Source organism: Bradyrhizobium sacchari (assembly GCF_002068095.1).
GTDB lineage: Bacteria > Pseudomonadota > Alphaproteobacteria > Rhizobiales > Xanthobacteraceae > Bradyrhizobium > Bradyrhizobium sacchari.
On sequence record NZ_LWIG01000057.1, the window covers coordinates 122,781 to 148,653 of the forward strand.

The window sequence follows — 25,873 nt, forward strand, 5'->3', positions numbered from 1 at the left end:
TGCGACGCAGGCAGCGAAATCACCGCGGGCGGCGGCGGCCGCCGCGAGGCCGAGAAGATCGGCCGCTCATTCGTGTCCGTCAGTGCCGCGAGCGGGACTGCCCAGAGCGGATTGCCGCGCATCGCCTCCCGATTAACCGGAGAGCGTGATGGCGCTGGGGAAACCACCGGCGCCAAATTTGCGGGAGGGTCGCCAAGGCTGGACGTCGGCCCGGTCAAGCCCGGGACGTCGATGTCAGAGAAATCCGCCGGCAGCGCCGACGTCGAGGCGGACACGTCGAGCAGAGGCGCCAGCACGAGCATGAACCCCGCCGAGATCCGCCGCGCCGCCTTGTGTCCTCTCATATTCCCGGTCATCGGCCTGTCGGAAGCAACGCGCAAGATTCTCGGTCAAGGAGGCGGCGGCCAGCCGAGGCAAGACAAGCGGCTCGCCAGGCACTGAGCACCGGTAGCAAGGCTTATCGGCCGCCGATGTGACACTTGTGAGAAACATCCGCGACCTCGCCGATGTTTCCCCGGCCTGTTGCGCTCACGTCGTTCCGCGCCTCGACACCGGCTCCAGCTCCCAGTATGACATTGTTGCCGCATCGTCATACTGCCCTGCTAGAGCGTGGCGTTGCTGGGCTGGTTGGGGTGCGGAGACGTGGTGGTGCGTGGGACCTTGTTGCGGATGTTTTCGGCCGCCGCATCGTCCGCCCTCTGTGCGTTGCCAGTTGCGGCCCAGGAGCGCAGAGCGGTTGCGGCCGCCGAGCTGCCCCCGGTCACTGTCGCAGCGGAAGAGCAGCCTCCGAAACGGCTCGCCCGCAAGAAGCCGCCGAAGAATGGGGACCTGCGCAATCATCAGACTGCCGCTCGTACGGGCAGTTCGACCGCGGACGGCGGCACGGCAGGTGCAACGCCCGCCGCCTCATCCTCCTTGCAGCCCACCGCCGCCAGCGCGGTTCGCATCAGCGGCAAGGAGGTCAATGCCGTCCCGTTCTCGCGGTCCGGTGAGGCCCTCGAAGTCGTGCCGGGCCTGATCGTCACCCAGCACTCCGGCGAGGGCAAAGCCAATCAGTACTTCCTGCGCGGGTTCAATCTCGATCACGGCACCGATCTTGCGATCAGCGTCGACGGCATGCCCGTCAACATGCCGACCCATGGGCACGGGCAAGGCTACGCCGACATCAATTTCCTGATCCCCGAGCTGATCAGGTCCGTCGATGTGCGCAAGGGACCGTATTTCGCCGACCAGGGCGACTTCGCGTCCGCCGGCGCCGTGGCGATCGACTACGTCAACAAACTCCCGCACAACATCGCAGAGATGACCTTCGCCAGCTTCGGCTATCGCCGCGCCCTGGCGGCAACATCGAACGCCGTCGGCGCCGGCACGCTGCTGGCGGCGCTCGAGGCCACCAGATATGACGGACCGTGGCGATCGCCCGACGATGTCCGCAAGCTGAACGGCGTGCTGCGCTACAGCCAGGGCACCGCGACCGACGGGCTGACGCTGACGGCGATGGCCTATTCCAATGGCTGGAACTCCACCGACCAGGTCGCGCAGCGCGCGATCGACCACGGCCTGGTCGATCGCCTCGGCACGCTCGATCCGACCGACAGCGGCACGTCCAGCCGGTTCAGCCTGTCCGGCAGCTGGGCACAGTCAGGCGACTACGGACAAACCAATGTCCGCGCCTATGTCGTGCGCTCCGACCTGCGCCTGTTCAACGATTTCACCTATTTTCTCGACAACCCCGTCAACGGCGACCAGTTCAGCCAGTTCGACCGCCGCAGCCTCGGCGGCATCGATGCCCGGCATGCGTTCGACTGGCGCATCGCCGGCATCGAGGCGCAAACCCGCGTCGGTGTGCAGAGCCGCTATGACGACATTGATGTCGGCCTGTTCAAGACCGAGCAGCGCAGCTGGCTTTCGACCGTGCGCGACGACCGCGTGCAGGAGGGCAATGTCGGCCTCTGGACCGATACGACCACGCGGTGGACCGACTGGCTGCGCACCACGGTCGGCATCCGCGAAGATGTCTTCGCCGGACACGTCTTCAGCGACACGCCGCAGAATTCGGGTAGCGCTCAGGCATCGATGGCGAGCCCGAAGGCCGGCATCGTGCTCGGCCCCTGGTACAGGACCGAATTCTACGCCAATGCCGGCTACGGCCTGCACAGCAACGACATCCGCGGCGCGACGATCACGGTCGATCCCAACGACAAGGTGACGCCGCTCGACCGGGTCCCGCTGCTGGTGCGCTCGCGCGGTGCCGAGCTTGGCCTGCGCACCAAACCGGTCGAGGGGCTGACCAGCTCGCTCGCGGTCTTCATGCTCGATTTCGACTCGGAGCTGCTGTTTGTCGGCGATGCCGGCACCACGGAGCCGAGCCGGCCCAGCCGCCGCGTCGGCATCGAGTGGACGAACCAGTACAAGCCGTTGCCGTGGATGACGGTCGATCTCGACGTCGCCCACAGCCATGCCCGCTTCACCGATTTCAATCCGGCCGGCGCCCGCATCCCAGGTGCCCCCACGTGGGTAGCGAGCGGCGCGGTCACGCTCGGCGGCGACGCCGGCTGGTTCGGCGCGCTGAAGGCGCGCTATTTCGGCCCGCGTCCCCTGATCGAGGACGACAGCGTCCGTTCACGGTCGTCGCTGATCTTCAATGCCCGCGCTGGCTACATATTCGACAACGGCGTTCGGGTGCAGCTCGATGTGCTCAACCTCTTCAACGCCCAGACCAATCAGATCGAGTACTATTATCTGTCGCGACTGCCGGGTGAACCCATCGAGGGCATTGCGGATCGTCACGTCCATCCGGCCGAGCCGCTTGCCGTGCGGCTGACGATGGCGGCGAAATTCTGATCGCAGCGCGATGCGGGACCGGCATGAAAACAACCGGCGGCTGGCCGGCTGTCACAAATCCCAAAAAGAACTGACATAGAGCGAATGCTTTGATCGTCCGATAGCGCGCGTCGGCCGACGCAAGACCCCGGCTCCGACCGCCCAGCCGGTCGCGTTCGAGGCAGGAGGTAAGGGGAATGCAATCTGAGCCTGATAGCACCATGATCGCCTCGGCAGAGCGGTTCGCGCGCGCGGCGCAGGACGAGACCGCATCGATGCGTGCACAGGCTGCACGCCCCTGGGCGCTCGTCCCCATCGTGACGGCGTCGGGCTTTGCGGGCCTCGGCTACGAGATCGTGTGGACGCGCCAGTTGGGCCTCGCGCTCGGCACCGAGATGATGGCGGTGCTCGGCGTCATCGCCGGTTTTTTCGGAGGCCTGGGCGTGGGCGCGTTCGCACTCGATCGGCTGATCCGCCGTTCGGCTTCGCCATGGCGTGTCTATGCAATCCTTGAGTCTGTCATCGCCGTCTGGGGCCTGATCAGCGTGTGGCTGCTGCCGGCGGCCGGGCGCGCCCTGCCGCCTCTGCTCGGCATCGAACCGTCTCCGGTCTTGCTGTGGGCCGGAAGCCTCGTGCTGCCAACGCTCGTGCTGCTCCCCGCAACGATCGCCATGGGCGGAACTCTGTCCGCGCTGGAACGGATGACGCGACATGCGCGTGGCGAGGCGCGCGTCACGTCAGGCGTGTATGGGGCGAATACGGCCGGCGCTCTGGCCGGCACGCTCGCGTCCACATTCCTGCTGATCCCGGCGCTGGGGTTTTCGGGGACTCTGATCTGCCTCGCCGGCGTCAACGCGTTCTGCGCCCTCGCCGCGCTCGCACTTGGGTCGGCCGCGGGCAAAGCCGATGCCGACCAGCCGCGGCCCGTGCGAATTCGTGACCTGCGGCTTACGATCACTTTGTTCGCCACCGGACTGCTCGGAATCACTTTCGAGGTCCTCGTGGTCCGGCTCGCCGCGCAAGTGATGGAAGACACCGTCTACACCTTCGCAGGACTGTTGGCCGCGTATCTGCTCGGCACCGCGGCAGGCGGCCTGCTCTGGCAGCGGACCGGGCGCGACGCGAGTGGCGGAAATCTCCGCGGCCTGCTGGCCGCAACGGCTTTCGCCTGCATCACGACTGCGGCGCTGACGCCCTATGCCGGCCGGCTGGTCGAGGGCGCATCGGCCGCGGACGTGTTCGGCGAACTGGCGGTGGCGATCGCCCTCTTCCTGGTCCCCGCGACCGCGATGGGCGCATTGTTCGGCCTGCTGGCGCAGCGGGTGAGCGATCAGCGCGGCTCGGTCGGCGCGGCGGTCGGCATCAACAGCCTCGGCGCCTGCATCGCGCCGCTCGTGGCCGCGCAAGTTTTGATCCCGGCCTTTGGCGCCTGGACGGCGCTGCTTGCCGTTGCCGTGGGGTATCTGCTGCTGCTGCCGCCCAGCCGGTCGGCGTTGCTGTGGTCCGCGCTACCTGCGATGTGCGCGCTCCTGCTGTGGCTCGATCCTGCGCCAACCCTGACGCGGGTACCGTCAGGCGGCGCGCTGCTCGCGGTGCGTGAAGGACCGATGGCGACAGCCAGCGTCGTCGATGACGCAGCAGGCGTGCGCTACCTCGAGGTCAACGGTCACTTCCGCATGGGCGGAACAAGCTCGACACGGTCCGACTATCGCCAGGCCATGCTGCCGCTGTTGCTTCACGGAGCGCCGCACCACGCCTTGTTCCTCGGCATCGGCACGGGCGCCACCATGGTTGGCGGGACGCAGATGCCCGGTGTCAGCGTGCACGGCGTCGAGCTGTCGCGGGAAGTGTTGGACCTGCTGCCCTGGTTCGTCGATCTGCCGGCGGCGTCAGTGCCGCGGCTGACCGTGGCGGATGCCCGCCGCTATGTCGCTGCGGATACGGACAAGCACGACGTGATCATCGCCGATCTGTTTCATCCCGCGCTCGACGGCAGTGGTGCGCTCTATACGGTGGAGCATTTCGCGGCCGTCAAACGCAGGCTGGCGCCCGGAGGGATCTTCTGCCAATGGCTGCCGCTGTATCAGCTCGACATGCCGTCGCTGCGCGCCATCATCCGCGGCTTTCTCGACGTCTATCCCGACGGCGCGGCCTGGCTCAATCACTACAGCGTCCGCACCCCGATGCTGGCGCTGATCGGAACGCGCGACGGCGGCCGGCTCGACGTCGATGCGCTCGGCGCGCGGCTTCAGGACCCAAAGACAGCGAATGTGGTGCGGCCGCTGGGGTTCGAGGCCCCGATCGACCTGCTCGGCCAGTATGTCGGAGGTCCGCGCGCGCTCTCCGCCTTGGCCGGCCAAGGCCCGCGCAACACGGATGATTATCCGTTCGTGACATTCGATGCGCGGCGGAATGTCCGTGCGCTCCGGGCAGCACCCTGGTCGCTGCTGCTTGCGGTTACGAAGGACATTCAGCCGGATCCGAATGAACTGCTGGCTGACGGGGCGGGACGCGATGCCTTGAGCGCGCGCCTCACCGCCTATTGGCGCGCGCGCAACCGCTTCCTCGAGGCCGGCGCGTCGCTGCCGGGCGATCCGCGCGGTGCCGCTCTGATCGAAGCGGCGTCCCCGGGCCTCATCGACGCGCTTCGCCTGAGCCCCGAATTCGATCCGGCCTATGGGCCGCTGATGGGCATGGCGAAATCGCTGATCGGCTCGGACCGCGCCGCGGCCGCGCGCCTGCTGCGCAAGATCAACGAGACGGCGCCCGCAAGGCCGGAGGCGCGGGAGCTGCTGCTGCGCGAATTCGGCCTGCGGAACGAGTGACCGCCGCGCCTTACGGCGCGAAATTGATGCGATAGCCCCAGCAGTCGAGGTGATCGGGAATGGCGTTGAAGGCGATCGTGATCCGCTGGCCGCCCTGATTTCGCGGCACCTCGTGATAGAGATAGCTCGGAAACAGCACGAGATCGCCGGGCTCTGCCTCCGGCAAGGCATACTTGCCAGCATTGAAGGGCCCGATGGCGGCGCCTCGCGTGTGATGCCGGAAGGAGAAATCGAAGCCTCCGGGCGGCCGCACGAAGACCGTCTTGCAGGCCGGATGCGAGGGCGTCAAATAGAAGATGCCAGAGACGAAGCTGTTGGCGTGGGAGTGCAGCGTCTGGTTTCCGCCGGTCTCCAGCATGTTGGTCCACATCTCCTTGACGGTCCAGCGCAGCTCTTCGCCGAACAGCAGGACACCGAAATCGACCAGCTTGGGGACGGCGAGCTCGGCGATCTGACGAAACAGCTCGTTATCGCGGGGATCGGCAACTTCGGTGTGGAAGAGCTGCCCCGAACGCAGATTCTCCTCGATCCTGGTGTTCCGGATCGCGGCCACGGCGGCCTCGTTCAGCGACGGCGGAAGCAGCCCGGGCGAGCGCAGCAGCGGAATCGGAAAAAGCGGTTCGATCTGATCCATGTCGCAACGTCACCTGTTCTTGAAACGCGGGCAGACAATGCGCGGGCTAGGATGACATTGCGATGACAGAGCGAGGGATCTGCAAAATTCTCGGGTCCCGCTACTCGTCGGCCCCGAGCACTTTCAGCTTCTCGCCCGGTCGCAGCTCGTGGCGCCGCTCGCGCACCTCGTCAGAGGCACGCGCGGCCATGTCGAGACATTCGTCGAACTCTCCATTGCCGGCTTCGACCAGCGCCTGATGCAGGTGCCGTTCGGCGAAGTAGCGCGAGAGATGATCGGGCGGCAAGGCCGCCGCCAATGCGCGCGCCGCCGCGACCGCCGCATTGCAATCGTCCCGGGTCGGTTCCTCCGGGGCGGGCACGGCCGCGCCGGGGGCGGCCACAGCGCAGCCGAGGCCGGCGAGCAGGCCGAGTGCGCAGACGGTGATACGAAACGGATGCATGGCGGTCGTGCCGGCACTGAAACGAGTCCGGCGGGACGCAGCATTGCGCCCCGCCGGATGTTCTCACATCACCAGTGATCGTGATGATGATCGTCCTGGTCGTGGTGGCCGTGATCGTGGTCGTGCTCGGCCCGCTGCCCGAGCCGGCGCGCCAGCTCGGCATTGGTCTCGACCAGAAGCTTCGGTGAACCTTCCGGCCTGATGAAGATCGGGTTGGCGTAGAACCAGACGTTCGAGTAGGCCTGAACGTCGTGGGTCACCTTCTTGGCGCCGTTGACCGTCTCCAGATGCGCGGGGCATGCCGGATCGACACAGCTGACCTGCGCGTTGTTGGCATCGAGCAGCGGATTGCCGGCGGTATCGCTGACGTTCGGAGTGCCGTTCGGAATGTTGGTTCCGCGCGCGCGGATGTAGAACGGCTTGGTGCCCGCGGTGAACGTCGTCGTGAACCGCAGCCGCACGCCGTCCCGGTCGCCCCGATGCTCGCGATGCATTTGCGTCGCGGGGATCTGCCGGGCGATGGTCGCCGAGGGATTGTACACGATCGACGCGCCGGCCGTGCCCGCGGCATTCGCCACCGCGTAGTTGGGCGAGTTAGGCGCAACGACGCCGGTGATCTGGCCGGTGATCAGATCGACGTGGTCGAGCGACGGCTTGTTCAGCGGCTGCTTGATTCCCACCGGCACCAGCAGCGGGTTGTTGAAGGTATAGGGGCTGTTGTTCTCCCGCGGCACGGTCAGCTCCATCTCGACCGTGATCTTCTCGCCGGGCCGCACGACCAGCGTCTCGCCCATGGTCTTCCAGTCGTCGCCGCGCGTCTTGGCGCGGAACACCAGATCCGGACCGATGAGGTCCGCATTGACCGAGTACGAGTTGCCGGAACGCATGCCGTCGACGACGTGCTGCGACGAGAACCGTCCGGCGTTCGGAACATACAGCTTGGTGTATTCGCCGGGAATGAAATCGGCCGTCGTGAAGGAGTCACGCGCACCGCCTGCACCGCGGCTGTGCCAGTCGGAGCTCACATACATGAAGAAGTTGCGGCCCTCGCCGAGCAGTCCGTCCCAGAGGCCGCCGACCTTGGCGGTGTAGATGCCGCTCATGCCGTAGGTGCCGCCGCCGACCGCGTTGGAGGTGTACGAGCCGGAGCCGCCATTCGCGCCGCCTTCAGCGAAGTGGCCAGGCGATTCGATACCGAACGCAACCGTCGGGCCCGCATTGTTGAAGTCGCGGAAGTGCTCGATGTTGTAGCCCTTGTTGGCGGTCGCGCTGAACGGCCCCTGGCGTTCCGTGTGGGTCGGGATGACGTAGGAGTGCAGCGGGTAGTTCGCCTGCAGCCACTTGATGCCCGTGAGCGCCTTCTGGTGGCCTGCCGTGCCGGTGTTGTTGACGTTGTCCTTGCCGGGCCAGAGCTGGTTACCGCCGGCGTCGATCACAGGTCCGATCGCGTCGGTGTCGGCGCGATCGAAGCGGTATTCGAATTCCGCCATCTTGTCCGCGTTGCCGGGCCCCTTCCACGAGTGCATCGGGTGCTGCCCAGTAATGACGGCGACGTCGACGTGCTCGTGACCGGGCGCGATCCACTCGAGGCCTTCGATCAGCACCTTGTCGTAGCGCGCCGAACGATTGACGATGGTCGGGTACTCGACCTCGCGGATCGACTGCCAGCGCCACATCTGCGCACTGGTGCCAGAGCCATTCGGGGTGCCCTTCAGGCTGCTGATGGTGATGCCGTCGATGGTCTGGCCGAGCGTCTGGCTCCAGGTCGTCGTGGTCTGCCCCGGAATGTTGGCACTGGTGTCGCTGAAGCGGCAGTCGCGATTGCCGGAACCGCCATGGTTGCCGAGCGTGAACCAGTCGAGATCGAAATTGTTGCCGCCTGCGGACGCGGTGCCCCGCCCGACCGCGCGGTCGATCGTGTAGCCGGCGGCAACCGAACCATCGGTGCAAGTATTGTGATTGTGCATGTCACCAGCAACGTAGGGATTGCCGCGGCGCTCGCCCCGACCGAACTCCTCGGCCGCAGCACTCTGAGTCAGCGCCAATGATGCCGATGCGGCGGTCAACAGGATCGTCTTGCCAGATGGAAACATCTCTCTCCCCTCATTCAAGTCAGATATCGCGAAACAACAGCAGAGACTTTGGGAATTCGAACACCATGTGATCCAACGGCGTGAGCGACTCCCTGCGCGCGGCGATGATGACCAGAGTTCCGATACAGCTTCGTGAAGGATTTATGTTTGGTGCGCGCATGTCGGCAATTTCCGCCAGGCATCTTGCCTCCAGCGATTGTCCGTTGCATTTTCCGCGTCGCGTGACGATGACAGTTGAAATGCTCTGCTGCTTGAGGCGGCGGCGCGTGCTGCGAGATTTGTGACAACGATATGTCAATGCCGGCAACACCAGTTGAAGTGCAGTCCTTTTCGATATCGCACGCGGGAGGTTCGGAAGCGGCCGCCGATGTCGCCGATAGCGCGGCAAAGTCCTCGCGGTCGTTCGTCTCGACGCTTGTGCGCCTCTCGCGCGAACCCTTGCTGCATTTCACCCTGCTCGGAGCGATCATCTTCGGCATCGACGGCGTGCTGCATCCGCCTGCCAAGGACGAAAAGGTCATCACGGTGACCAAAGCGATGCGGCAATCCTTCATCGACAATTTCGACGAGGACAAGGAGCGCACTCCTTCCGACGCGCAGCTCCAGAATATGATCGACAGCTGGGTCGCGAGCGAGATCCTCTACCGCGAAGGCAAGGCGCTTGGCGTCGACCGCGGCGACGAGACGATCCGCGACCGGATTGCCTTTAAGATGCAGTTGCTGATCTTCGACCAGATCCGCCTGCCGCGTCCCACCGACGAGCAGCTGCAGGCATGGTTTGCGGACAATCACGCCCGGTTCGACGAGCCGGAGCGCGTCTCCTTCTACATCACCCCGCCCACCGATCAGGCCACGGCACAGCATCAGCTCGACGATATCGTCCAGCAGCGCGAATCCGAGGAGCTGCAGCATCTCACGCGCGCCATCCTTGCCCGGCCGGTCGACAGCCTTCCCGCAGCCTTCGGCGAAGCTTTCCGCGATCAACTGCTGGCGATGCCGGAAGGCGAATGGAGGCTGCTGCAGTCCAAGGACGGCTGGCATGTCGCCCGGCTGGATTCGCGGCGCGAAGGGACTCTTGCCAGCCTCGACCAGGTTCGGGACGAGGCCGCCAGGATCTGGCATACGGACGAGACCCGCAAGCTGGCCTGGGAGGCAGTCAAGCGGCTGAAGGCGTCCTATCAGGTACGGTACGAGCCGTGAGAGCAATCCAGTATCTGAGATTGGCGCTGCCGGCCCTGATGCTGGCGCTCGCCATGCTCATGCGGCCATCGGCGCTCAGCGCGCACGAAGCCGCGATGGGCGTGCTCGAATTCCGCGAGGTGCGGCCCGGCGCCTTCGTCGGCCGCTGGAGCATCGAGCCCTCGATCGGGGCATCGCGGGTCGACCTGCGGGTGCCGCCGCACTGCTTTCTCCGCCTGCCGGAGATGAACTGCGGCGCGAAGGGGCTGGTGGGACCGATCACCATCACCAATCTCGGCTCCAACATGTCGGTCGTCCTCATCAAGGTCATTCCGATCGAGGGCGAGCCGCGTAGCTACACGATCTCGACGGCCAATCCCGTCGTCTCGGTTCTCGGCACCGGCGCACCGACGCTCGAGGTGTGGCTCGAGCTCGCCAGGACCTACGTGAACTACGGCATCGATCACATCCTGCTCGGCGCCGATCATTTGCTGTTCGTGCTGGGCCTGATCTGGATCGTCGGCGGCGGCTGGCGTCTGTTGAAGACCATCACGGCCTTCACGATCGGACACAGCGCCTCGCTCGCGGCGGCAGCGTTCGGTCTGATCGGCGTGCCGGAACGTCCGCTCAATGCCTGCATCGCATTGAGCATTGCCTTCATCGGGGTGGAAATGGTCAAGCAGCAGCGCGGCGAGATCGGACTCACCGCGCGCTATCCCTGGATCGTGGCGTTCAGCTTCGGCCTTGTGCACGGCATCGGCTTCGCCAGCGCGCTGGCGGGACTCGGGCTCGAACGTCGCCTGCTTCCCGCAGCGTTGCTGTTCTTCAATATCGGCGTCGAGATCGGACAGCTCGCCTTCGTGCTGCTCGTGCTTGCCCTGATCTGGGCGCACCGCCGGCTCGATGCCGTCGTGCCGCGCTGGGGCGAGGCTCTCCCGGCCTATCTCATCGGGTCGGTCTCGATGTTCTGGTTCTTCGGCCGTCTGGTGCGCGTGTTCGCCGTGATCTGAGCGAGAGTCCCACACAATGTCTTTGTCTTTGCGCCTTCCCCTCCCCCTCACGACCGCGATCGTTTCGCTCGCACTGATGCAACCGGCCCTCGCCCACGAGCAGGCCGGCGTAGCGGGCGGCCTCGCCAGCGGCCTGCTCCATCCGATCACGGGCATCGACCATCTGATCGCAATGGTGGCCGTCGGGATCTGGGGCGCGCAACTCGGCGCGCCGGCCATCTGGATCCTGCCGATCACCTTCCCGCTCGTCATGGCGATCGGCGGAGTGCTGGGCGTGCTGCACGTGCCGCTCCCAATGCCGGAGGTGATGATTGCGATCTCCGCCGTGATCCTGGGAGTTGCCGTCGCCGCCCGGCTGCGCCTGCCGTTTGCCGCCGCCGCCCTCGTCGTCGCGGTGTTTGCGATCTTTCACGGTCATGCGCACGGCGCCGAGCTGCCGCGGGCAGCGAATGCGCTCGCCTATGGCGTCGGCTTCGTCAGCGCCACCGGCCTGTTGCATCTGTGCGGCATCGCGATCGGGACGTTGACGCGCTGGCCCGCCGGCGAGCGCCTCATCCAGGGACTTGGGGCCGGCATTGCGGCCATCGGCTGCTACTTCCTCGCACAGGGCGTCGGAGCCTTCGCATGAAGCTGAACTCCGCACGCCTGCTGATCGCAACAGCGATGCTGCTCTCCGGCGGACATGCCGCCGAGGCGCATATCGTCCCGGCCCGCCTCGGCGATTTCTACATGGGTGTCGTGCATCCACTCACCGATCTCCAGGATGTCGTTCTCTGGACCGCAACCGGCGTGCTGGCGGGTACGCTGGGAGCCACAAAGGGCCGCTGGCTCATCGCATTGTTTCCGCTCGGACTGGTGGCCGGCTTGCTGCTCGGGCGCGTCCTCGGCGCGGCGTCCACGCAGCTTGCGGATGCGGCAATGATGCTCGCAATCGGCCTGCTGCTGGCGGCCGCCGTGCAGGTGCCCACCGTTTTGCTCAGCGCGATGGCCTTCGCAGTCGCCGTGATCAGGGGGGCTGCCAACGGCGCCGACCTCGCGCCCGAAACCGACCGGGTGCTGTTTGCCGCAGGATTGACGTGTGTCGGCTACGCCGCCATCACGCTGGCGATGGCGCTGACGACGGTTTTCAAGCGAACGAATTCGGACAGCGCAACGTCCTGGCGCGCCATTGCCATTCGCGCACTTGGCGGCTGGATCGCCGCGATTGGACTGATGATGGCAAGCCTCGCACTGGCATCGTGAGAGGCGGCCAGGGCCGCCCTTGCAGCAAGATCAGTCAGCAGCCAGGGTGGCCGGCAGCCCGCCGAACCAGCCGCCGAAATAGCCGGCATAGAGCGCGGGGCATTCGAGATTCATCGAATGCCCAATGCCGGGCACGATCACGAGACGGCAGTCCGGCATCGCCTTGGCCATCGCGCGAAGATCGTCCGGCGCAATCCAGCCGTCCTTTTCGCCCCACAGCACCATATGCGGATGCCGCAGTTCCGGCATGCGGCGCTCGAGCTCGCGGCTTTCCTTTTCGCGCGTGAGGTTGACGGGGGTGCCGATCCAGATTCCTTCCGAGACGCCAAACGTCTGGTCGATGACGCGGTCGAACAACGCCTCGATCTCGCCCAGCCCTTCGCGGAAGCGCGGGACGGCGTTCGGCGCCATGCTTTCCGGCACGAACAGCGAGGACGCGGCCGTTGCCATAACGGTGCGAGTCAGTTCCTTGCTCGACATCATCGATCGGAACAGGCCGATCTGGTCGGCATTGAAGGTCATGCCAAGCGGCGTCACCGGATCGAGCGCGAGCACCCGTCCGAAGCGCCGCGGCTGCATCAGCAGCATGCGCGCGGCGATGATGCCGCCGGTCGAATGCGTCGCGAGGTGGCAATAGCCGACATCCAGCGTATCGAGCGCCGCCAGCATGTCCTCGGCGTGCTGCTGCATGGAATAGTTGGAATAATCCGCATTCGGCTTCGGCCGGTCGCTGTCACCGCAGCCGCGCCAGTCGAGGCCAATGACCCGCAGCCCCCATGGAAACAGCGGCGCGGCGAGCTCGATCCAGTCCTTGCTGGCGAGATTGCCGTGGATGAAGACGACAGTGACGTCGCCTTTTCCCCACTCTCGCCAGCCAAGCTGGACCTCGCCTGCCTGCACCCGCGGCATCGGAGCTTCCTATTTGTTGAGGCCCGCCGTCGGTGCCGCGCCGGGAGGCGTGGGCGCCACCGGCAGCGCCGATGCCACCGCTCCCCTGATCATGCGGTCGGTGCCGAGCGGCGACGACGTATCGACCGTTCCCTTGGTGACGAAGTCCACCACGTCGACGGAGAACTCGACCGGGTTATCCGTATGGATGAAATGTCCGGTCTCCGGATAGATCTTGAGAATCGGCCGGTTGCCGGCGTTGGTCATCCGCGACATGAACGGTGTGATGACGTCGCGTCCGAGGTCCGTGAGCCCGTTGAACGCCGGCGTCGGAATGAACGGCTCCTTGTCGCCGAAGGACAGGAAGATCGGCGCCTTGATCTGGGTGATGCGCTCGTACAGGTTCTTCGGATCGTCCTGCTGGAGTTCCGCTCCGATCGTGTAGATGTCAAAGATGAAGACGTTGCACCATTGCTCGAGCTCTTTCGGATTGCCCCTGGTGAGCCCGACGCGCTGCTCGGTGTGGAAGCGGGCGTATTCGCTGTCGCTGAAGAAGTACCCGCTCTTGGCCGCCGATACCGCGCCCGTGTTCGGATCGCGCTTCCTGAAATAGAAGAAGTCACGGATGTTCTGCTCATCGCGCGCCTTCTCCGCCGCGAGGATGCCGGTCTGGTCCCAGACCTGCTTCCACTTGTCGAAATCACGGCCGAGGCCGTCTGCGAACAGCGGCGCCTTCTTGTCCTTGGCGATGGTGATCTCGCGCGGATATTCCTCGAGGCCGGAGGGCGCTTCCAAGGCAAGGCCCTGCACCGCGTCCGGCCAGGTCAGCGCATAGCCCGCCACGAACTGGCCGCCGAGCGAGTGACCGAGATAATAGGCCTTCTTGACGCCGAGCTGGTTGACGACGAGGTCGTAGATGACCTCGCGCATGTCCTGCATGGTGCGCGCGGGGCTCTTGTCGAGATTGCCGGGACCGGACATGCCGTAATGCGGCAGGTCGGGCACGATCACACGCAGGCCGCTGCGTAGCGCATATTGCATGATGTTGCCGTAGTGCCCGCCGAATGCGCCCTTGCCGTGAATGATGACGAGCACCTTCGGATCCTTGTCGGTGCCGGCATATTCATCCATGTAGCCGATCTGCCAGGCATTGCCGCTCTTGTCCTTGGCACTGGCGAACTTGACCGGATAGGGATAGGTCACGAAATCCTTCCAGAAGGATTTTTCGGGATCGATCTTCTCGGCGACGCCCGGCACGCGGTAGTTCTTGTCGACGAATTTCTGCGCGCGATCGAGGCTGGCGACGTCGTCCATGAAGGCGACGAACTTCGGGTCGTTCTTCCGATTGTTGATCAGCGGGAACACGCCATAATGGGCGACCGGGCTTTCCTCGGCGATCAGATCCGCGCCGGGCACGCGGTCGACGGCTTTCTGGGCGAGCTTGAAGTTCAGCCAGAGGTCATTGGTGATGTGCATCACCAGCGTGCGCGCCTGGATACGGCCGAGGTAGGGATTGACGTTGTGCCTCTCGCCCACCCGGTTGCGCCAGACGAGGTCGACCGCGTCATAGAGCTTGGCGCGGTTGGTGACGTTCAAGCCGGCTTTCTCGTTCGGCGGATCCCAGTAGAAGATTTCGGGCTGGACGGCCGTCCAGTTCTGGGTGGTGCGGAAGGCGAAGTCATAGCCCGTCATGCCGAGGATCGACCAGCCAAAGGCCACGCCCGGCACCGGGTGTTTCTCCTTGGGCAGCTTGTAATAGTCACCCTTGGTCGCCTGCCAGACCGGATCGCCCTGGATCGCCGCCGTCATCATCTGGAAGGTCCAGTTGCCGACGGGATCCTCACCGTCGGACTGCGTGGTGCCACCGATCGGCATCAAGGCACCGATATATTCGGGATGCATGACGCCCCAGACATAGGTCTGGGTGCCGCCCATGGAGACGCCGGTGACCAGCGCGACGCGCGCGACCTTCAGCTCGTCGCGCAGCAGGCGATAGTTCGCCTGCACCATGTCGTAGTAGCTGTACTGCGGAAACTTGATGCCGAGACCGTCGGACGGCTTGCTTGCACCCCAGGTGCCGAGCGGATCGACCATGATGACGTAGTAGCGGTCGGTGTCGATCGGCCGGCCCGGGCCGATGACCGGGACACCGCCCGACAGGGCCGCGCCTTTGACCCATTGCTCGTACATGTCGGTGGAGTCGCCGGAATAATAGGAGTTGATCACGACCGCATTGGTGATCTCGCCGGCAGCATTGCGCCGCGCGTTGCCGATCGCGATATAGCCGGTGCGCAGCTTGCCACCGCCGAGAGACTCCAACGTCACGCCGCCCTCGCCGCCATTCTCCCATTTCGAGGGATCGGAGAGGTCGTACTTTCCGCCGAGCCGGAAATTCGCGATCTCATATGTCTTCTTGAGACCGTCATGCTGCATCTGCGACGAGCGGCGCGTGAACGGCTGCGCCACCGCAAGCGCGGTGCCGACCAGCAACAAGATCAGGCTGACGATGCAACGCTGGAGCGCGCTTCTCCCGGTCATGGCGAACCTCCTCCTGGCAGTATTTTGCGTGCACGCTAGGTTGCATGCTTCTTGGAGGTTTGATTTAGCTCAATGGAATCCCCGCGCCGGCGCCGAGGATCGGCCATCGTCACGCCGGCCGGTGCCCGCAATGCCCTTCCTCAGTCATGGCTCATATCGGATCCGCTATGAGCTCGACGGACCGGCGGCGGGGCCGGCCTACGTGCTGGTTAACGGTCTCACACAATATTCCGAGCTCTGGGGCACCTATCGCGACGCGCTGATCGCGCGGCATTTTCGCGTCGCGACATTCGATCTGCTCGGCCAGGGCGTCTCCGACAAGCCTGCGCTGTTCATCGATCAGGACGACCACGTCGCCGTGCTGCATCGCCTGATCGGCGAGCTCGGTGATGGTCCGGTCTTCCTCGGTGGCATCAGTTTCGGCGGCCTGATCGCCCTGCGCTATGCCATCGAGCACGGCGCGCGGCTGTCGGGGCTCGTGCCGATGAGCTGCTTTGCGGAGCTCTCGCCGCAGCTGCTGCTGATCGGCAATGCCCTGCGCACCGGCCTCATCCTTGGTGGCACCAGTTACCTCCAGGATCTGCTGCTGCCGATGAACCTCTCGGATCAATGGCTGAAGCCGCTGCTGGACAAGCTCGACAGCGTGAAGCGGCAGGGTTGGCTGGTGAACGACGTCTACGCCCTTCAGAACCTGATGGAGTCGTTTCTCGACTTCCAGCCCCTGACGCCGCTTCTCTCCGCCATCGCCGCCCCGACCATGATCCTGAATGGCGAGTTCGACTTCCTGACGCCACGCGCGTTGCACGAGACGCTGAGGGTCGAGATTCCCGACAGCGCCCTCGTCATCATCCCGAAGGCCTATCACGCCTTTACCCTCGAAAAGGCCGCGCTCACCGCCGATTTGCTGGCGCGCTTCGCCGAGGACGTGATGGCGGGCCGTTGGCAGGGCAACAAGCAGGTCCTGATCGCGCCGGACGAGGCCGGCGGAGACTTGTCGCCGTTTCCGGACGGGTATGACCATCTGCGCGCGATCCCGGTGCCGAGGGCGACAACATGAGCGCGTTGTTCGGACCGCTGGAGGCTGACGGACGCATCCCGCCGCGTCAGCAGACGCGGGTCTCCGCGTTCCTGCTTTCCGCCCATGGTGCGCTGGCGCGGCAATTCGGGCTCGCCCTTCCCGCGAAGTTCGACGCAGCCTGGCAGACCGAGCTGAATGCCCAGCTCTATCGCGAGAGCGAGATCGTTTCGCTGCTGATGCGTGCGACCGCCTGGGTTCCGGATCTCGCGCTCGGTCCCATCGCCGCGTCGTGGGAGATGGCCTGGCTTCCGGCACCGATCGAAGGCATCGCCGATCACGCCCTCGCGCAGGCGGTCCGGCTCGCCATCCTCGCGCACGCCGTCCACGCCGGAATCCGGCCCGCGGCCCTGCTGCCGATCGACGCCAATGCCGACGATCCCTTCGTGACGGCGCTGCGCCGCATCGAGTTCGAGAGCGGCCGCTTGTTGCAGGCGCAGATCCTGTTCCTGAAAGGATCGGATCTGCTGCCCTTCCGCGACGCCGTGAGCGCGGCGCTCGAGCGGCGGCATGCCGAGGTGCGCAGGCTCTGGAGCGAGACGCTGGGAAGCATCGGCGTCGTCACGCAGCAATGAGCCTGCAGCCTTGACGCAGATCAAAGCTGCCAGTCCGCTCACCTTCAACATCGACCCGCAATTCAACCTGCACTGGCCGACCGGAGGTCCGCTCATGAAGGTCGTTTCCGTCGAAGAAGCCGTCGCGATGATCCCGTCCGGCGCGAGCGTCATGGTCGGCGGGTTCATGGGCGTCGGGACACCGGAACGTCTGCTCGATGAACTCGTCCGGCAGAACAAGGCAGGCCTGTCCCTGATCTGCAACGACGCCGCGACGCCCGGCAAGGGCGTCGGCAAGCTGTTCGATGCGACATTGGTCTCGAAGCTGACGGCGACGCATATCGGCCTCAATCCGAAGGCCCAGCAGCAGATGCTCGGCAACCAGATCTCGGTCGATCTCGTGCCGCAGGGCACCTTCGTCGAACGCATCAGAGCGGGCGGATGCGGATTGGGCGGCGTGCTGACGCCGACCGGCGTCGGCACGCTCGTTGCGGAGGGCAAGCGCCAGATCGAGGTCGACGGCAAACCGTTTCTGCTGGAGACCGCCATCCGCGCGCAGTTCGCGCTGATCCACGCCTTCCTCGCCGACTATCTCGGCAATCTCTCCTATGCGCTGACCGCGCGCAATTTCAATCCGATCATGGCGATGGCGGCCGACACCGTCATCGTCATGGCCGAGAATATCGTGCCCGTCGGCGTCATCGCGCCCGATCACGTCGTCACGCCGGCGCCGCTGGTCGACTACATCATTGCGAACGGGTGACCCCATGGATCCGCAGATCATCATCGCCCGCCGCGTCGCCAAAGAGCTTCGTGAAGGCAATCTCGTCAATCTCGGCATCGGCATCCCGACGCTGGTGGCGAACTACGTTCCCTCCGAGCTGAAGGTCTTCTTCCAGTCCGAGAACGGGCTGATCGGCACCGGGCCGATACCGGAACAGGGAATGGCGCACCCCCTGCTCACCGATGCCGGCGGCCGTCCGATCAGCGCGCTTCCGGGCGCCGCGACCTTCGACAGCGCGATGTCGTTCGGCCTGATCCGCGGCGGCCATGTCGACGTCACCGTGCTCGGCGGCCTGCAGGTCGATGCGCACGGCCTGCTCGCCAACTGGATGATCCCGGGCAAGATGGTACCCGGCATGGGCGGCGCGATGGACCTCGTCAGCGGCGCCAGGCGCGTCATCGTCGCCATGCAGCACGCGGCCAAGGGCAAGTCGAAGATCGTGGCCAAATGCACGCTGCCCCTGACTTCGGCGCGGCCCGTGAACCTCGTCGTCACCGACATGGCGGTGATCGGCTTTCCCGACGGCAAGGCGACACTGCTGGAGACGGCACCGGGCATCAGCATCGGCGAGGTCCTGGCGGTGACGGATGCCGAGCTCGTCATTCCCGACGCCGTCCCGGAAATGAAGATCTGATGGGGTAACCATGCGCGTATTCAGCGATTTCAACGAGATCAAATCCGCGGTCGGCACCGAGATCGGCGTCAGCGGCTGGGTCGAGGTATCTCAGCAGCGCATCGACCAGTTCGCGGAGGCGACCTGCGACGAGCAATGGATCCATGTCGACCAGGAGCGCGCAGCCAAGGAGATGCCCGGCGGCAAGACCATCGCCCATGGCCTGCTGTCGCTGGCGCTCGCGCCGCTCTTCATCCGCTCGGTGATCGGCCTCAAGGGCCTCCGCAACACGCTGAACTACGGCGCCGACCGGATCAGATATCTGGCGCCGGTGCCAGCGGGCTCGAAGCTGCGCGGCCGCGTCACGGTCGCTGAAGCCGAGGACGTGCCGCCGGACGGCCTCCGCGTCAACTACCACCTCGTGATCGAGATCGAGGGCGGCACGAAGCCAGCCTGCATCGCCGAGCTGATCGCCCTGCACTATCGCTGAATCAAAAAAGGTCGAAAACAACCCCATGCACAGTAGCGGGGGCATTGACGGCATTGCAGTTTTTCGTCCGGCTTTTTTCGCCGGCGAAAAGCAGTTTGACCCGTCGGGCAAAACACTGGCATGATGCCACGATCAGCCCTCAAACCTCCCGACAGGCAACCCGGCGTGACGACACGCGGGCTGCGCTCAGTCGATGATGTGATAGCCGCCGTCGATGTAGAGCACGCCGCCGGTGATCAGCTTGGCGCCGTCGAGCGCCAGGAAAGCCGTGGCGTTGCCGACGTCGTCGATGCTGACGAGGCTGCGCGAAGGGGCCTTCGACTGCGCCTTGTCCATGAGCTCGTCGAATTCGGGAATGCCTGACGCGGCACGCGTCGCCAGCGGGCCCGGCGAGATCGCGTGAACGCGGATCCCCTTCGGACCGAGCTCAGCCGCGATGTAGCGGACCGAGGCCTCGAGCGCGGCCTTGGCCACGCCCATGACGTTGTAGTTCTCCACCACCATCTGGCTGCCGTAATAGGTCATGGTGAACAGGGTGCCCCCGTTCTTCATGAGCGGCTCGGCGAGATGAGCCATGCGCATGAACGACCAGCACGAGACATCCATGGTCTTGAGGAAGCCGTCGCGGCCGACATCGACGACGCGGCCGTGCAACGCCTCCTTGGGCGAGAAGGCGATCGAGTGAAGCAGGAAATCGAGCTGGCCCCACTCGGACGCAATGCGCTCGAACACCGCTTCGGTCTGTCCTTCGACCATCACGTCCAGCGACATGAAGATCGGCGCCTGAAGCGCCTGCGCCAGGGGCTCGACATGCTTCTTTGCGCGATCATTCAGGTACGTGACGGCGAGATCGGCGCCGAGCCCGCGAAACGCCCGCGCACAGCCCCAGGCGATGGACTGGTCATTGGCGATGCCGACGATCAGGCCCTTCTTTCCCTTCAGGGCCACCTTGCTGTCCGGGAATATTGGGATCATGACACCCTCTCAGATCGTGTGTTTAGCGATGGACCGTTGACCAGCATCGCCAGCGTATGCCGCGCAATCATCAGTTCCTCGTCGGTCGGCACGACATAGACGGGGACGCGACTGCCGGGCTGCGAGATCAGTCGTGAATGACGGGCATTTTCGTCGGCATCGAGGGTGACGCCGAGCCAGCCGAGCTGCTCTGCCACGCGCGCCCGGATCGATGCCGAGTTCTCGCCGATGCCGGCGGTGAAGACGAAGGCATCCAGACCCTGCAGGGCCGCAGCCAACATGCCGGCACTGAGCCCGATCCGGTAGACGAAGTAGTCGATCGCGAGCCTTGCATGGGACTCCGTGCTCGCCTCGAGCTCCCGCATGTCGTTGCTGACGCCGGACAGGCCCTTCAGTCCACACTCGCGGTAGAGGAAGTCCTGCACCCTCGTAGCCGACATCCCCTTCTCCGAGATGAGATAGAGCACCACGCCGGGATCGATCTGTCCCGGCCGCGTTCCCATCGGCAGGCCATCGAGCGCCGTGAAGCCCATGGTGCTCTCGACGCTGCGCCCGTCCTTCAAGGCGCACATCGAGGCACCGCTGCCGAGATGGGCGACGATCACGCGTCCGCGGGCGATATCGGGCGCGACGTTGGGCAGCGTCCGGGCGATGTACTCATAGGACAGGCCGTGGAAGCCATAGCGCCGCACGCCCTCGGCATGAAGCTGGTGCGGGATGGCATAATGGTCTGCGACCGCCTCGTGTGTGCGGTGGAAGGCGGTATCGAAACAGGCGACCTGGAGCAGCGTCGGGAAGCCCGCAAGGAGCGAGCGGATCGGCGCCAAATTATGCGGCTGATGCAGCGGCGCCAGGCTGACGAAGCGCTCGAGGCGGCACACGACGCCGTGGTCGATCACGACCGGCCGCGAATAATCCGGACCGCCATGCACGACGCGGTGGCCGACCGCGATCGGCGTGACCCGGAGCTCGTTCCGCAACCAGTCGCCGGCGACAGCCATTGCCGCCGGCACATCCGGCACGGCCTCGATCGGATAGGCGCGATCGACCAAGGGGCCGTTGCTCGCGCCGCCGGCCCGCAGGCGCGGACGGCTGCCGATGCCATCGATCTGTCCTTTGATCTGCCGCCGAAGGGTTCCCTCGCCCTCGATCGAATAGACCTGAAACTTGACGCTGGAGGAGCCGGCATTGACGACGAGGATCGTATCCATGGCATCACGCCGCCACTGTCGGCGCCTGCTGGCGCCGGGCGCGAGCATAGAGCGCGGCGACCGCGCAGGACGCCATGCGCGCGCGTGGCGAATCTGCTCGCGAGGTGAGGATCACCGGCACGCGGGCGCCGAGCACGATGCCCGCGCCGTCCGCCTTGGCGAAATAGGCGAGGTTCTTGGCCAGCATGTTCCCGGCCTCGAGGTCGGGAACGACCAGGATCTGCGCGCGGCCGGCGACCTCGGAGGTGATGCCCTTGATCCGCGCGGCCTCCATGTCGATCGCATTGTCGAACGCCAGCGGGCCATCGAGGATGCCGCCGGTGATCTGGCCGCGATCGGCCATCTTGCAGAGGGCGGCGGCCTCGATCGTCGAGGGGATTTTCGAGGTCACAGTCTCGACCGCCGACAGGATCGCGACCCGCGGGGACTTGCCGAAGCCGGCCTGATTGTAAAGGTCGATCGCGTTCTGGATGATGTCGCGCTTGGCGTCGAGATCGGGGAAGATGTTGATCGCGGCATCCGTCACGAAGATGGTCTCGGCATAGGCCGGCACATCCATGACGAAGACGTGGCTGATGCGCCGGTCGGTGCGCAGGCCGCCGGTCTTGGCCGTGACGGCGCGCATCAATTCGTCGGTGTGAAGGCTGCCTTTCATCAGCAGATCGCCCTTGGCGGCATGGATGAGCTCGACGCCCTTGGCCGCGGCTTCATCGCTGTGCGCGGCATCGACAATCTCGAACCCGGACACGTCGAGTCCGAATTTGCTGGCCGTCTCCCTGATCTTCCGCTCGGGCCCGACAAATACCGGCCGAATGATGCCGGCGCTTGCGCTATCGACGGCGCCGCGCAGCGAGGTCTCGTCGCAAGGGTGGACGACGATGGTCGGCAGGGGCGGTGCCGCCTTCGCCGCCGCGATCAGACGCTCGTATTTGCTGCCGGAATGGGCCCCAGTCGTGTCGGCCGACATCTTGTCACTCCCGCTTCCACGCATCCGCGTTACGACGCTCTTGCCCTGGAATCGAAAGGGGCGACGTTCGACGTCAGCTCCCCCTCTCCGTCCAGACCAAACAGCCCGGCGATCTGCTTCAGGCGCCTGGCCCGCTCGCCGGTGATGTCCTCGCTGGCCGACAGCACCTCGCGCATCGCGGCGAAGGCCTCGCGCCGCTTGCTCATGTCGTCGGGCAACAATTTCGGGATCGCGGCCAGCGCGCCGTCGCGATCGAGCAGCAGCATGAAGAACTGCTCGCGGACCAGCATCTTGAACTCGGCCAGCGTCATCCGGGGGCCGGCATGGTCCCGCCGCACCTGCCGCAGCGCCTCGATGCTGCGCTCGTCCACCATGCCGCGGGCAGAGCCGACATAGAGCAGCGAACGAAGAGCTGCCTCACGCAGCCCGCCCTCGCCGATGCGCGATTTCAGCTCGGAGATTCGCCTCTCGAGCATCGCGCGATGCTCCGCCGACATCTCGCGCCGCTCCGAGGGTGCGGAATTCGGATCGATGCCGACGGCGGCCTGAAGCAACGGCGAGCCGTAGACATTGAGGAATATGGTCTCGCTCAGAGCCTCCTGCGCGTCGCGCCAGCTGTCGAGCGCATGGACGATCTGCTTCGACACCTGCTCCTGGAATGCCAGGAACGGATTGTCCTTCGACACCGGCCTGCGGTTGTCCTCGACACGATCGGCGGCGGCCTTGATGGTGGACATCCAGGGATTCTGGCTGCTGAAGGCCTCATATTGCATGCGCAGCGGATGCATGTTGCGCGCCCAATCCGCCACCTGCGGGGTCACCATTTTCTTGACCCAGGGCTGCACGAACTTCTGATAGGCCGCCAGATTGAGCTCCGAGACGCGCTTGGCGGCGGCAAACCGCCGCTCGTCCTCGGGCGAATTGCCGCCCATCGCGCGGATGTCATCGAGCGTGCGGGCCTCGCAGCGCATCACCCATTGCCCGGTCGCGAGATCGGCATTGAGCGTCTCGTCGCCTCTCGCCTCGAACGTCGCCTCATAGAGCCCGGGCGGCAGCACGTCGATCAGATCGATGTTGCTGGAAAACTCGGCGTGCTCCTTCTTGGCGACGCCGCCGGACACGAAGATGCCGAGATGGCCGATGCTCTCGTGAACGGTATAGACGATGGTCTGGCCATAGGCCCTGATCTCGTCGACGTCGGCGTAGCAGTCCAGGATCCAGTTGAGTGCCTGCTGCGGCGGCGTGACGTTGTCACCCTTGGAACAGAACACCACGATCGGCGAGCGGATATTGCGCAGGTCGACCTTCTGGCCATCCGACATCTCGATGCGGCCGGCAGCGAGATTGTTGCCGATGAACAGCTCGTCGACGATGAACTGGATCTCTTCGGCATTGAGGTTGACGTGGCCGCCCCACCAGCGCTCGAAATCCAGATAGCGTTCGGCTTCGGTATCGACCTTGGAGTAGACGTTGTACTGCTTGGTCCAGAGCGTGTTGGACGGGTTCTGGTTCTCGAAGTTCTGCACCAGCCAGGCGCCGTCGAACTTGCCGGCGCCGAGATCGCTCGTCAGCGCCGTCAGCCAGCTTCCGCCCAGGAGGCCGCCGGAATAGCGCATCGGATACTGGCCGTGCACGCCGGCCCAATAGGCCAGCGGCGCGCCGGCGATGATCAGGGGGCCGAACAGCTCCGGTCGCAGCGATGCCAGGATCATGACGGCCCAGCCGGCCTGGCAATTGCCGATCACGCAGGGCTTGCCGTCGGCTTCGGGATGACGGCTGATGACGGTCTCGATGAACTTCGCTTCCGCGCGGGCGATGCGCTCGATGGTCTGGCCCGGCATGGGCTCGGGCAGGAAGCCGATGAAATAGCAGGGATGCCCCGCCTTCATCGCGACGCCGATCTCGCTGTCGGCCTTGAAGCCGCCAATGCCCGGCCCGTGGCCGGCACGCGGATCGACCACCACGAACGGCCGCCGGCTCATGTCGATCTCGACATCCTTGGGCGGAATGATGCGCACAAGCGCGTAGTTGACCGGCTCCTCCAGCGTGCGGCCGTCGACGATCAATTCGGCGGCATATTGCAGCACATGCGGTGCGACCTGCGCGACATGCTCGCGATACTGGTCGCCGCGCTGGCGCATGATGTCCAGAAACAACACACTGCGCTGCCCCGCATCGACCATGTATTCGACGGCGGAGGCCACAAGGCCCGACATCGGGCCGTCGGGAAGTTTCAGGTCGGGCAGTTTCAGATTGTCCATCGCCATGTTCGCCATCGCCATGCTCGCCCTCGCCTTCGCGTCCAGCCATTCAAGGAGCGCGCGGATCGCCGACGTTGATTTAGGTCAACGGTCAGGGACGGAGCGCGAGGTTCCCTGCGGAAGCCGCGAGCTTTCGCGGCAGGCTTGATCCGAGCCAGGCGGTACGTATTGGCAACCGGCTGAACGGGGGAAAGGACGTGCGATGGGGACTCCAGCAAGTTTCACTTGCCGGGAGACGCTACGTGACGGCACCCCGATCGAGATCCGCGCACTCCGGCCGGAAGATGAGGCCGGCATGCTCGCCGCGCTAGACCAGGCCAGCATGCAGACGCGCCAGCGTCGCTTCTTTGCGCCGAAGCGCCATTTCTCGGACCGAGAGCGCGCCTATTTCATGGAGATCGACTTCGAGAACCACGTGGCGCTGGTCGCCTGCGCGGAGGATGCGGGCCGGGAAGTGATCATCGGCGGAGGCCGCTATGTCGTCGCCACGCCCGGCTGCGCAGAGATGGCCTTTGTCGTTGTCGATGCCTGGCAGGGACGTGGCATCGGCACGCTGCTGGCGCAGCATCTCATTGCGCTCGCGTGCAAGGCTGGGCTGACCGAACTGACTGCAGAGGTCATGTCGGACAACACGGCCATGCGTCGCGTCTTCGAGAGGCTCGGCTTCAGTCCCGCGGCGAAGCGGGACCCTCAAACGATTCATCTGGCGTTGAAGCTGACCTGATTGCCCCGAACCGGATTTTCCCCCGTTCCCTTGATCTTGATCAACGGTTCACCCGCCGGCCCGTGGGGCAGTCGCAGCATCGTTGCAAACACGGAGGTCGTCATGAATTGGGGTATGATCGGTAAGCTGTCCGTTGCCACCATCCTGGTCGGCGCAGGCATGTCTGTTTCCATCGGCGCATCGTCCAACCAGGGCCCATCGCTGTCCTTCAGCCAGGCAGATGCACGGGTCGGGCGTCCCCTGACTCCCGTGTCGGTCGCAGGCGTGGCACGCCGGACCACCAGGCGCGCGGTCGTCGGGACCGCGGCCGTCGGCGCAGCGGCCGCGGGCACGGCCTGCGTTCGCGTGCTGGTCAACGGGACCTATGTCTGCCGCTGACCATCACCGACCGGAATGGGAGGAAGCTGAAGTCTGCGGATGATCTGCATCCGCAGAACCGGCTGTGCAATCGTTGCTGCCTGTCGGACGAGAACGACAGGCTCCCATCATGAATTGCGGCGCGAGCTCATATCAGCGGAGGTCCCTGCCGCAGATTCATGTGGCGG

General features: G+C 65.3%; 22 protein-coding genes and 1 pseudogene. 13 read left to right on the top strand and 10 right to left on the bottom strand.

Annotated elements, in window-relative coordinates:
- Positions 1-302: pseudogene (locus A5906_RS43565) on the bottom strand (hypothetical protein); the annotation flags it as partial.
- Positions 303-669: 367 nt separating this feature from the next.
- Between A5906_RS43565 and A5906_RS35700 the strand changes: the two are divergent.
- A complete protein-coding gene (locus A5906_RS35700; protein WP_080139782.1) occupies positions 670-2,844 on the top strand; it encodes a TonB-dependent receptor in 2,175 nt (724 codons plus the stop codon).
- 176 nt (positions 2,845-3,020) lie between these two features.
- Positions 3,021-5,648 carry a spermine/spermidine synthase domain-containing protein gene (locus A5906_RS35705; protein ID WP_430642442.1) on the top strand — a complete coding sequence of 876 codons (2,628 nt, stop codon included), beginning with the start codon at positions 3,021-3,023 and terminating at the stop codon, positions 5,646-5,648.
- A gap of 10 nt (positions 5,649-5,658) precedes the next feature.
- Here the strand turns inward: A5906_RS35705 and A5906_RS35710 are convergent, their stop codons facing one another.
- The 3 genes from A5906_RS35710 to A5906_RS35720 all read right to left on the bottom strand — a co-directional run bounded on the left by A5906_RS35710 (position 5,659) and on the right by A5906_RS35720 (position 8,817).
- A complete protein-coding gene (locus A5906_RS35710) occupies positions 5,659-6,282 on the bottom strand; it encodes a putative 2OG-Fe(II) oxygenase (RefSeq protein WP_080139784.1) in 624 nt (207 codons plus the stop codon).
- Positions 6,283-6,382: 100 nt separating this feature from the next.
- Entirely contained in the window at positions 6,383-6,724 is a 342-nt protein-coding gene (locus tag A5906_RS35715) for a hypothetical protein (RefSeq protein ID WP_080139785.1), read from the bottom strand.
- A gap of 68 nt (positions 6,725-6,792) precedes the next feature.
- Positions 6,793-8,817, bottom strand: coding sequence for a hypothetical protein (locus A5906_RS35720; protein ID WP_080139786.1), 2,025 nt, complete (start codon positions 8,815-8,817; stop codon positions 6,793-6,795).
- 291 nt (positions 8,818-9,108) lie between these two features.
- On the opposite strand from A5906_RS35720, the gene A5906_RS35725 reads away from it, so the two are divergent.
- From A5906_RS35725 to A5906_RS35740, 4 genes are read left to right on the top strand one after another with little or no spacing between them, the layout of a single operon-like run.
- A complete protein-coding gene (locus tag A5906_RS35725) occupies positions 9,109-10,017 on the top strand; it encodes a peptidyl-prolyl cis-trans isomerase (RefSeq protein ID WP_080139787.1) in 909 nt (302 codons plus the stop codon).
- Positions 10,018-10,055: 38 nt separating this feature from the next.
- Positions 10,056-11,006 carry a HupE/UreJ family protein gene (locus tag A5906_RS35730; RefSeq protein WP_080139788.1) on the top strand — a complete coding sequence of 317 codons (951 nt, stop codon included), beginning with the start codon at positions 10,056-10,058 and terminating at the stop codon, positions 11,004-11,006.
- A 16-nt stretch (positions 11,007-11,022) separates the two neighbouring features.
- The gene (locus A5906_RS35735) at positions 11,023-11,634 is read left to right on the top strand and encodes a HupE/UreJ family protein (protein WP_080139789.1); all 612 of its coding nucleotides are present in this window, start codon (positions 11,023-11,025) and stop codon (positions 11,632-11,634) included.
- Positions 11,631-12,248 carry a HupE/UreJ family protein gene (locus A5906_RS35740; RefSeq protein ID WP_080139790.1) on the top strand — a complete coding sequence of 206 codons (618 nt, stop codon included), beginning with the start codon at positions 11,631-11,633 and terminating at the stop codon, positions 12,246-12,248. Before A5906_RS35735 ends, A5906_RS35740 begins: the two co-directional genes overlap by 4 nt.
- Positions 12,249-12,278: 30 nt before the next feature.
- Here the strand turns inward: A5906_RS35740 and A5906_RS35745 are convergent, their stop codons facing one another.
- Together A5906_RS35745 and A5906_RS35750 are read right to left on the bottom strand one after the other, a co-directional pair.
- Positions 12,279-13,157, bottom strand: a complete 879-nt coding sequence (locus tag A5906_RS35745; protein WP_080139791.1) for an alpha/beta fold hydrolase — start codon at positions 13,155-13,157, stop codon at positions 12,279-12,281.
- A gap of 9 nt (positions 13,158-13,166) precedes the next feature.
- Entirely contained in the window at positions 13,167-15,674 is a 2,508-nt protein-coding gene (locus A5906_RS35750) for an alpha/beta hydrolase (protein ID WP_080139792.1), read from the bottom strand.
- 130 nt (positions 15,675-15,804) lie between these two features.
- Between A5906_RS35750 and A5906_RS35755 the strand changes: the two genes are divergently transcribed.
- The 5 genes from A5906_RS35755 to A5906_RS35775 all read left to right on the top strand — a co-directional run bounded on the left by A5906_RS35755 (position 15,805) and on the right by A5906_RS35775 (position 19,190).
- Positions 15,805-16,731, top strand: coding sequence for an alpha/beta fold hydrolase (locus tag A5906_RS35755; protein WP_080139793.1), 927 nt, complete (start codon positions 15,805-15,807; stop codon positions 16,729-16,731).
- Positions 16,728-17,324 carry a hypothetical protein gene (locus A5906_RS35760; protein ID WP_080139794.1) on the top strand — a complete coding sequence of 199 codons (597 nt, stop codon included), beginning with the start codon at positions 16,728-16,730 and terminating at the stop codon, positions 17,322-17,324. The genes A5906_RS35755 and A5906_RS35760 overlap by 4 nt, the downstream gene beginning before the upstream one ends.
- Before the next feature lie 94 nt (positions 17,325-17,418).
- Positions 17,419-18,066 carry a CoA transferase subunit A gene (locus A5906_RS35765; RefSeq protein WP_080139821.1) on the top strand — a complete coding sequence of 216 codons (648 nt, stop codon included), beginning with the start codon at positions 17,419-17,421 and terminating at the stop codon, positions 18,064-18,066.
- A 4-nt stretch (positions 18,067-18,070) separates the two neighbouring features.
- The gene (locus tag A5906_RS35770) at positions 18,071-18,721 is read left to right on the top strand and encodes a 3-oxoacid CoA-transferase subunit B (protein ID WP_080139795.1); all 651 of its coding nucleotides are present in this window, start codon (positions 18,071-18,073) and stop codon (positions 18,719-18,721) included.
- 10 nt (positions 18,722-18,731) lie between these two features.
- Positions 18,732-19,190, top strand: a complete 459-nt coding sequence (locus A5906_RS35775) for a MaoC family dehydratase (RefSeq protein WP_080139796.1) — start codon at positions 18,732-18,734, stop codon at positions 19,188-19,190.
- A 186-nt stretch (positions 19,191-19,376) separates the two neighbouring features.
- On the opposite strand, the gene fabI is transcribed toward A5906_RS35775, so the two are convergent.
- The 4 genes from fabI to A5906_RS35795 are packed head-to-tail and all read right to left on the bottom strand — an operon-like array spanning position 19,377 to position 24,625.
- Complete coding sequence (fabI, locus tag A5906_RS35780; protein WP_080139797.1) at positions 19,377-20,165, bottom strand: enoyl-ACP reductase FabI; 789 nt, start codon at positions 20,163-20,165, stop codon at positions 19,377-19,379.
- A complete protein-coding gene (locus tag A5906_RS35785; protein ID WP_080139822.1) occupies positions 20,162-21,376 on the bottom strand; it encodes an acetate/propionate family kinase in 1,215 nt (404 codons plus the stop codon). Before A5906_RS35785 ends, fabI begins: the two co-directional genes overlap by 4 nt.
- Before the next feature lie 4 nt (positions 21,377-21,380).
- Entirely contained in the window at positions 21,381-22,343 is a 963-nt protein-coding gene (locus A5906_RS35790; RefSeq protein ID WP_080139823.1) for a phosphate acetyltransferase, read from the bottom strand.
- 29 nt (positions 22,344-22,372) lie between these two features.
- Positions 22,373-24,625 carry a DUF3141 domain-containing protein gene (locus tag A5906_RS35795; protein WP_080139798.1) on the bottom strand — a complete coding sequence of 751 codons (2,253 nt, stop codon included), beginning with the start codon at positions 24,623-24,625 and terminating at the stop codon, positions 22,373-22,375.
- A 181-nt stretch (positions 24,626-24,806) separates the two neighbouring features.
- Between A5906_RS35795 and A5906_RS35800 the strand changes: the two genes are divergently transcribed.
- Entirely contained in the window at positions 24,807-25,328 is a 522-nt protein-coding gene (locus tag A5906_RS35800; RefSeq protein WP_080139799.1) for a GNAT family N-acetyltransferase, read from the top strand.
- Positions 25,329-25,430: 102 nt separating this feature from the next.
- Positions 25,431-25,706, top strand: a complete 276-nt coding sequence (locus A5906_RS35805) for a hypothetical protein (RefSeq protein ID WP_430642443.1) — start codon at positions 25,431-25,433, stop codon at positions 25,704-25,706.
- Positions 25,707-25,873 lie beyond the last annotated feature (167 nt).

Excerpts from the sequence above, each read along its gene's own strand:
- A5906_RS35700 (WP_080139782.1), top strand. The coding sequence starts at position 670 with ATGTTTTCGGCCGCCGCATCGTCCGCCCTCTGTGCGTTGCCAGTTGCG.
- A5906_RS35705 (WP_430642442.1), top strand. The coding sequence starts at position 3,021 with ATGCAATCTGAGCCTGATAGCACCATGATCGCCTCGGCAGAGCGGTTC.
- A5906_RS35710 (WP_080139784.1), bottom strand. The coding sequence starts at position 6,282 with ATGGATCAGATCGAACCGCTTTTTCCGATTCCGCTGCTGCGCTCGCCC.
- A5906_RS35715 (WP_080139785.1), bottom strand. The coding sequence starts at position 6,724 with ATGCATCCGTTTCGTATCACCGTCTGCGCACTCGGCCTGCTCGCCGGC.
- A5906_RS35720 (WP_080139786.1), bottom strand. The coding sequence starts at position 8,817 with ATGTTTCCATCTGGCAAGACGATCCTGTTGACCGCCGCATCGGCATCA.
- A5906_RS35725 (WP_080139787.1), top strand. The coding sequence starts at position 9,109 with ATGTCAATGCCGGCAACACCAGTTGAAGTGCAGTCCTTTTCGATATCG.
- A5906_RS35730 (WP_080139788.1), top strand. The coding sequence starts at position 10,056 with ATGCTGGCGCTCGCCATGCTCATGCGGCCATCGGCGCTCAGCGCGCAC.
- A5906_RS35735 (WP_080139789.1), top strand. The coding sequence starts at position 11,023 with ATGTCTTTGTCTTTGCGCCTTCCCCTCCCCCTCACGACCGCGATCGTT.
- A5906_RS35740 (WP_080139790.1), top strand. The coding sequence starts at position 11,631 with ATGAAGCTGAACTCCGCACGCCTGCTGATCGCAACAGCGATGCTGCTC.
- A5906_RS35745 (WP_080139791.1), bottom strand. The coding sequence starts at position 13,157 with ATGCCGCGGGTGCAGGCAGGCGAGGTCCAGCTTGGCTGGCGAGAGTGG.
- A5906_RS35750 (WP_080139792.1), bottom strand. The coding sequence starts at position 15,674 with ATGACCGGGAGAAGCGCGCTCCAGCGTTGCATCGTCAGCCTGATCTTG.
- A5906_RS35755 (WP_080139793.1), top strand. The coding sequence starts at position 15,805 with ATGCCCTTCCTCAGTCATGGCTCATATCGGATCCGCTATGAGCTCGAC.
- A5906_RS35760 (WP_080139794.1), top strand. The coding sequence starts at position 16,728 with ATGAGCGCGTTGTTCGGACCGCTGGAGGCTGACGGACGCATCCCGCCG.
- A5906_RS35765 (WP_080139821.1), top strand. The coding sequence starts at position 17,419 with ATGAAGGTCGTTTCCGTCGAAGAAGCCGTCGCGATGATCCCGTCCGGC.
- A5906_RS35770 (WP_080139795.1), top strand. The coding sequence starts at position 18,071 with ATGGATCCGCAGATCATCATCGCCCGCCGCGTCGCCAAAGAGCTTCGT.
- A5906_RS35775 (WP_080139796.1), top strand. The coding sequence starts at position 18,732 with ATGCGCGTATTCAGCGATTTCAACGAGATCAAATCCGCGGTCGGCACC.
- fabI (WP_080139797.1), bottom strand. The coding sequence starts at position 20,165 with ATGATCCCAATATTCCCGGACAGCAAGGTGGCCCTGAAGGGAAAGAAG.
- A5906_RS35785 (WP_080139822.1), bottom strand. The coding sequence starts at position 21,376 with ATGGATACGATCCTCGTCGTCAATGCCGGCTCCTCCAGCGTCAAGTTT.
- A5906_RS35790 (WP_080139823.1), bottom strand. The coding sequence starts at position 22,343 with ATGTCGGCCGACACGACTGGGGCCCATTCCGGCAGCAAATACGAGCGT.
- A5906_RS35795 (WP_080139798.1), bottom strand. The coding sequence starts at position 24,625 with ATGGCGATGGCGAACATGGCGATGGACAATCTGAAACTGCCCGACCTG.
- A5906_RS35800 (WP_080139799.1), top strand. The coding sequence starts at position 24,807 with ATGGGGACTCCAGCAAGTTTCACTTGCCGGGAGACGCTACGTGACGGC.
- A5906_RS35805 (WP_430642443.1), top strand. The coding sequence starts at position 25,431 with ATGAATTGGGGTATGATCGGTAAGCTGTCCGTTGCCACCATCCTGGTC.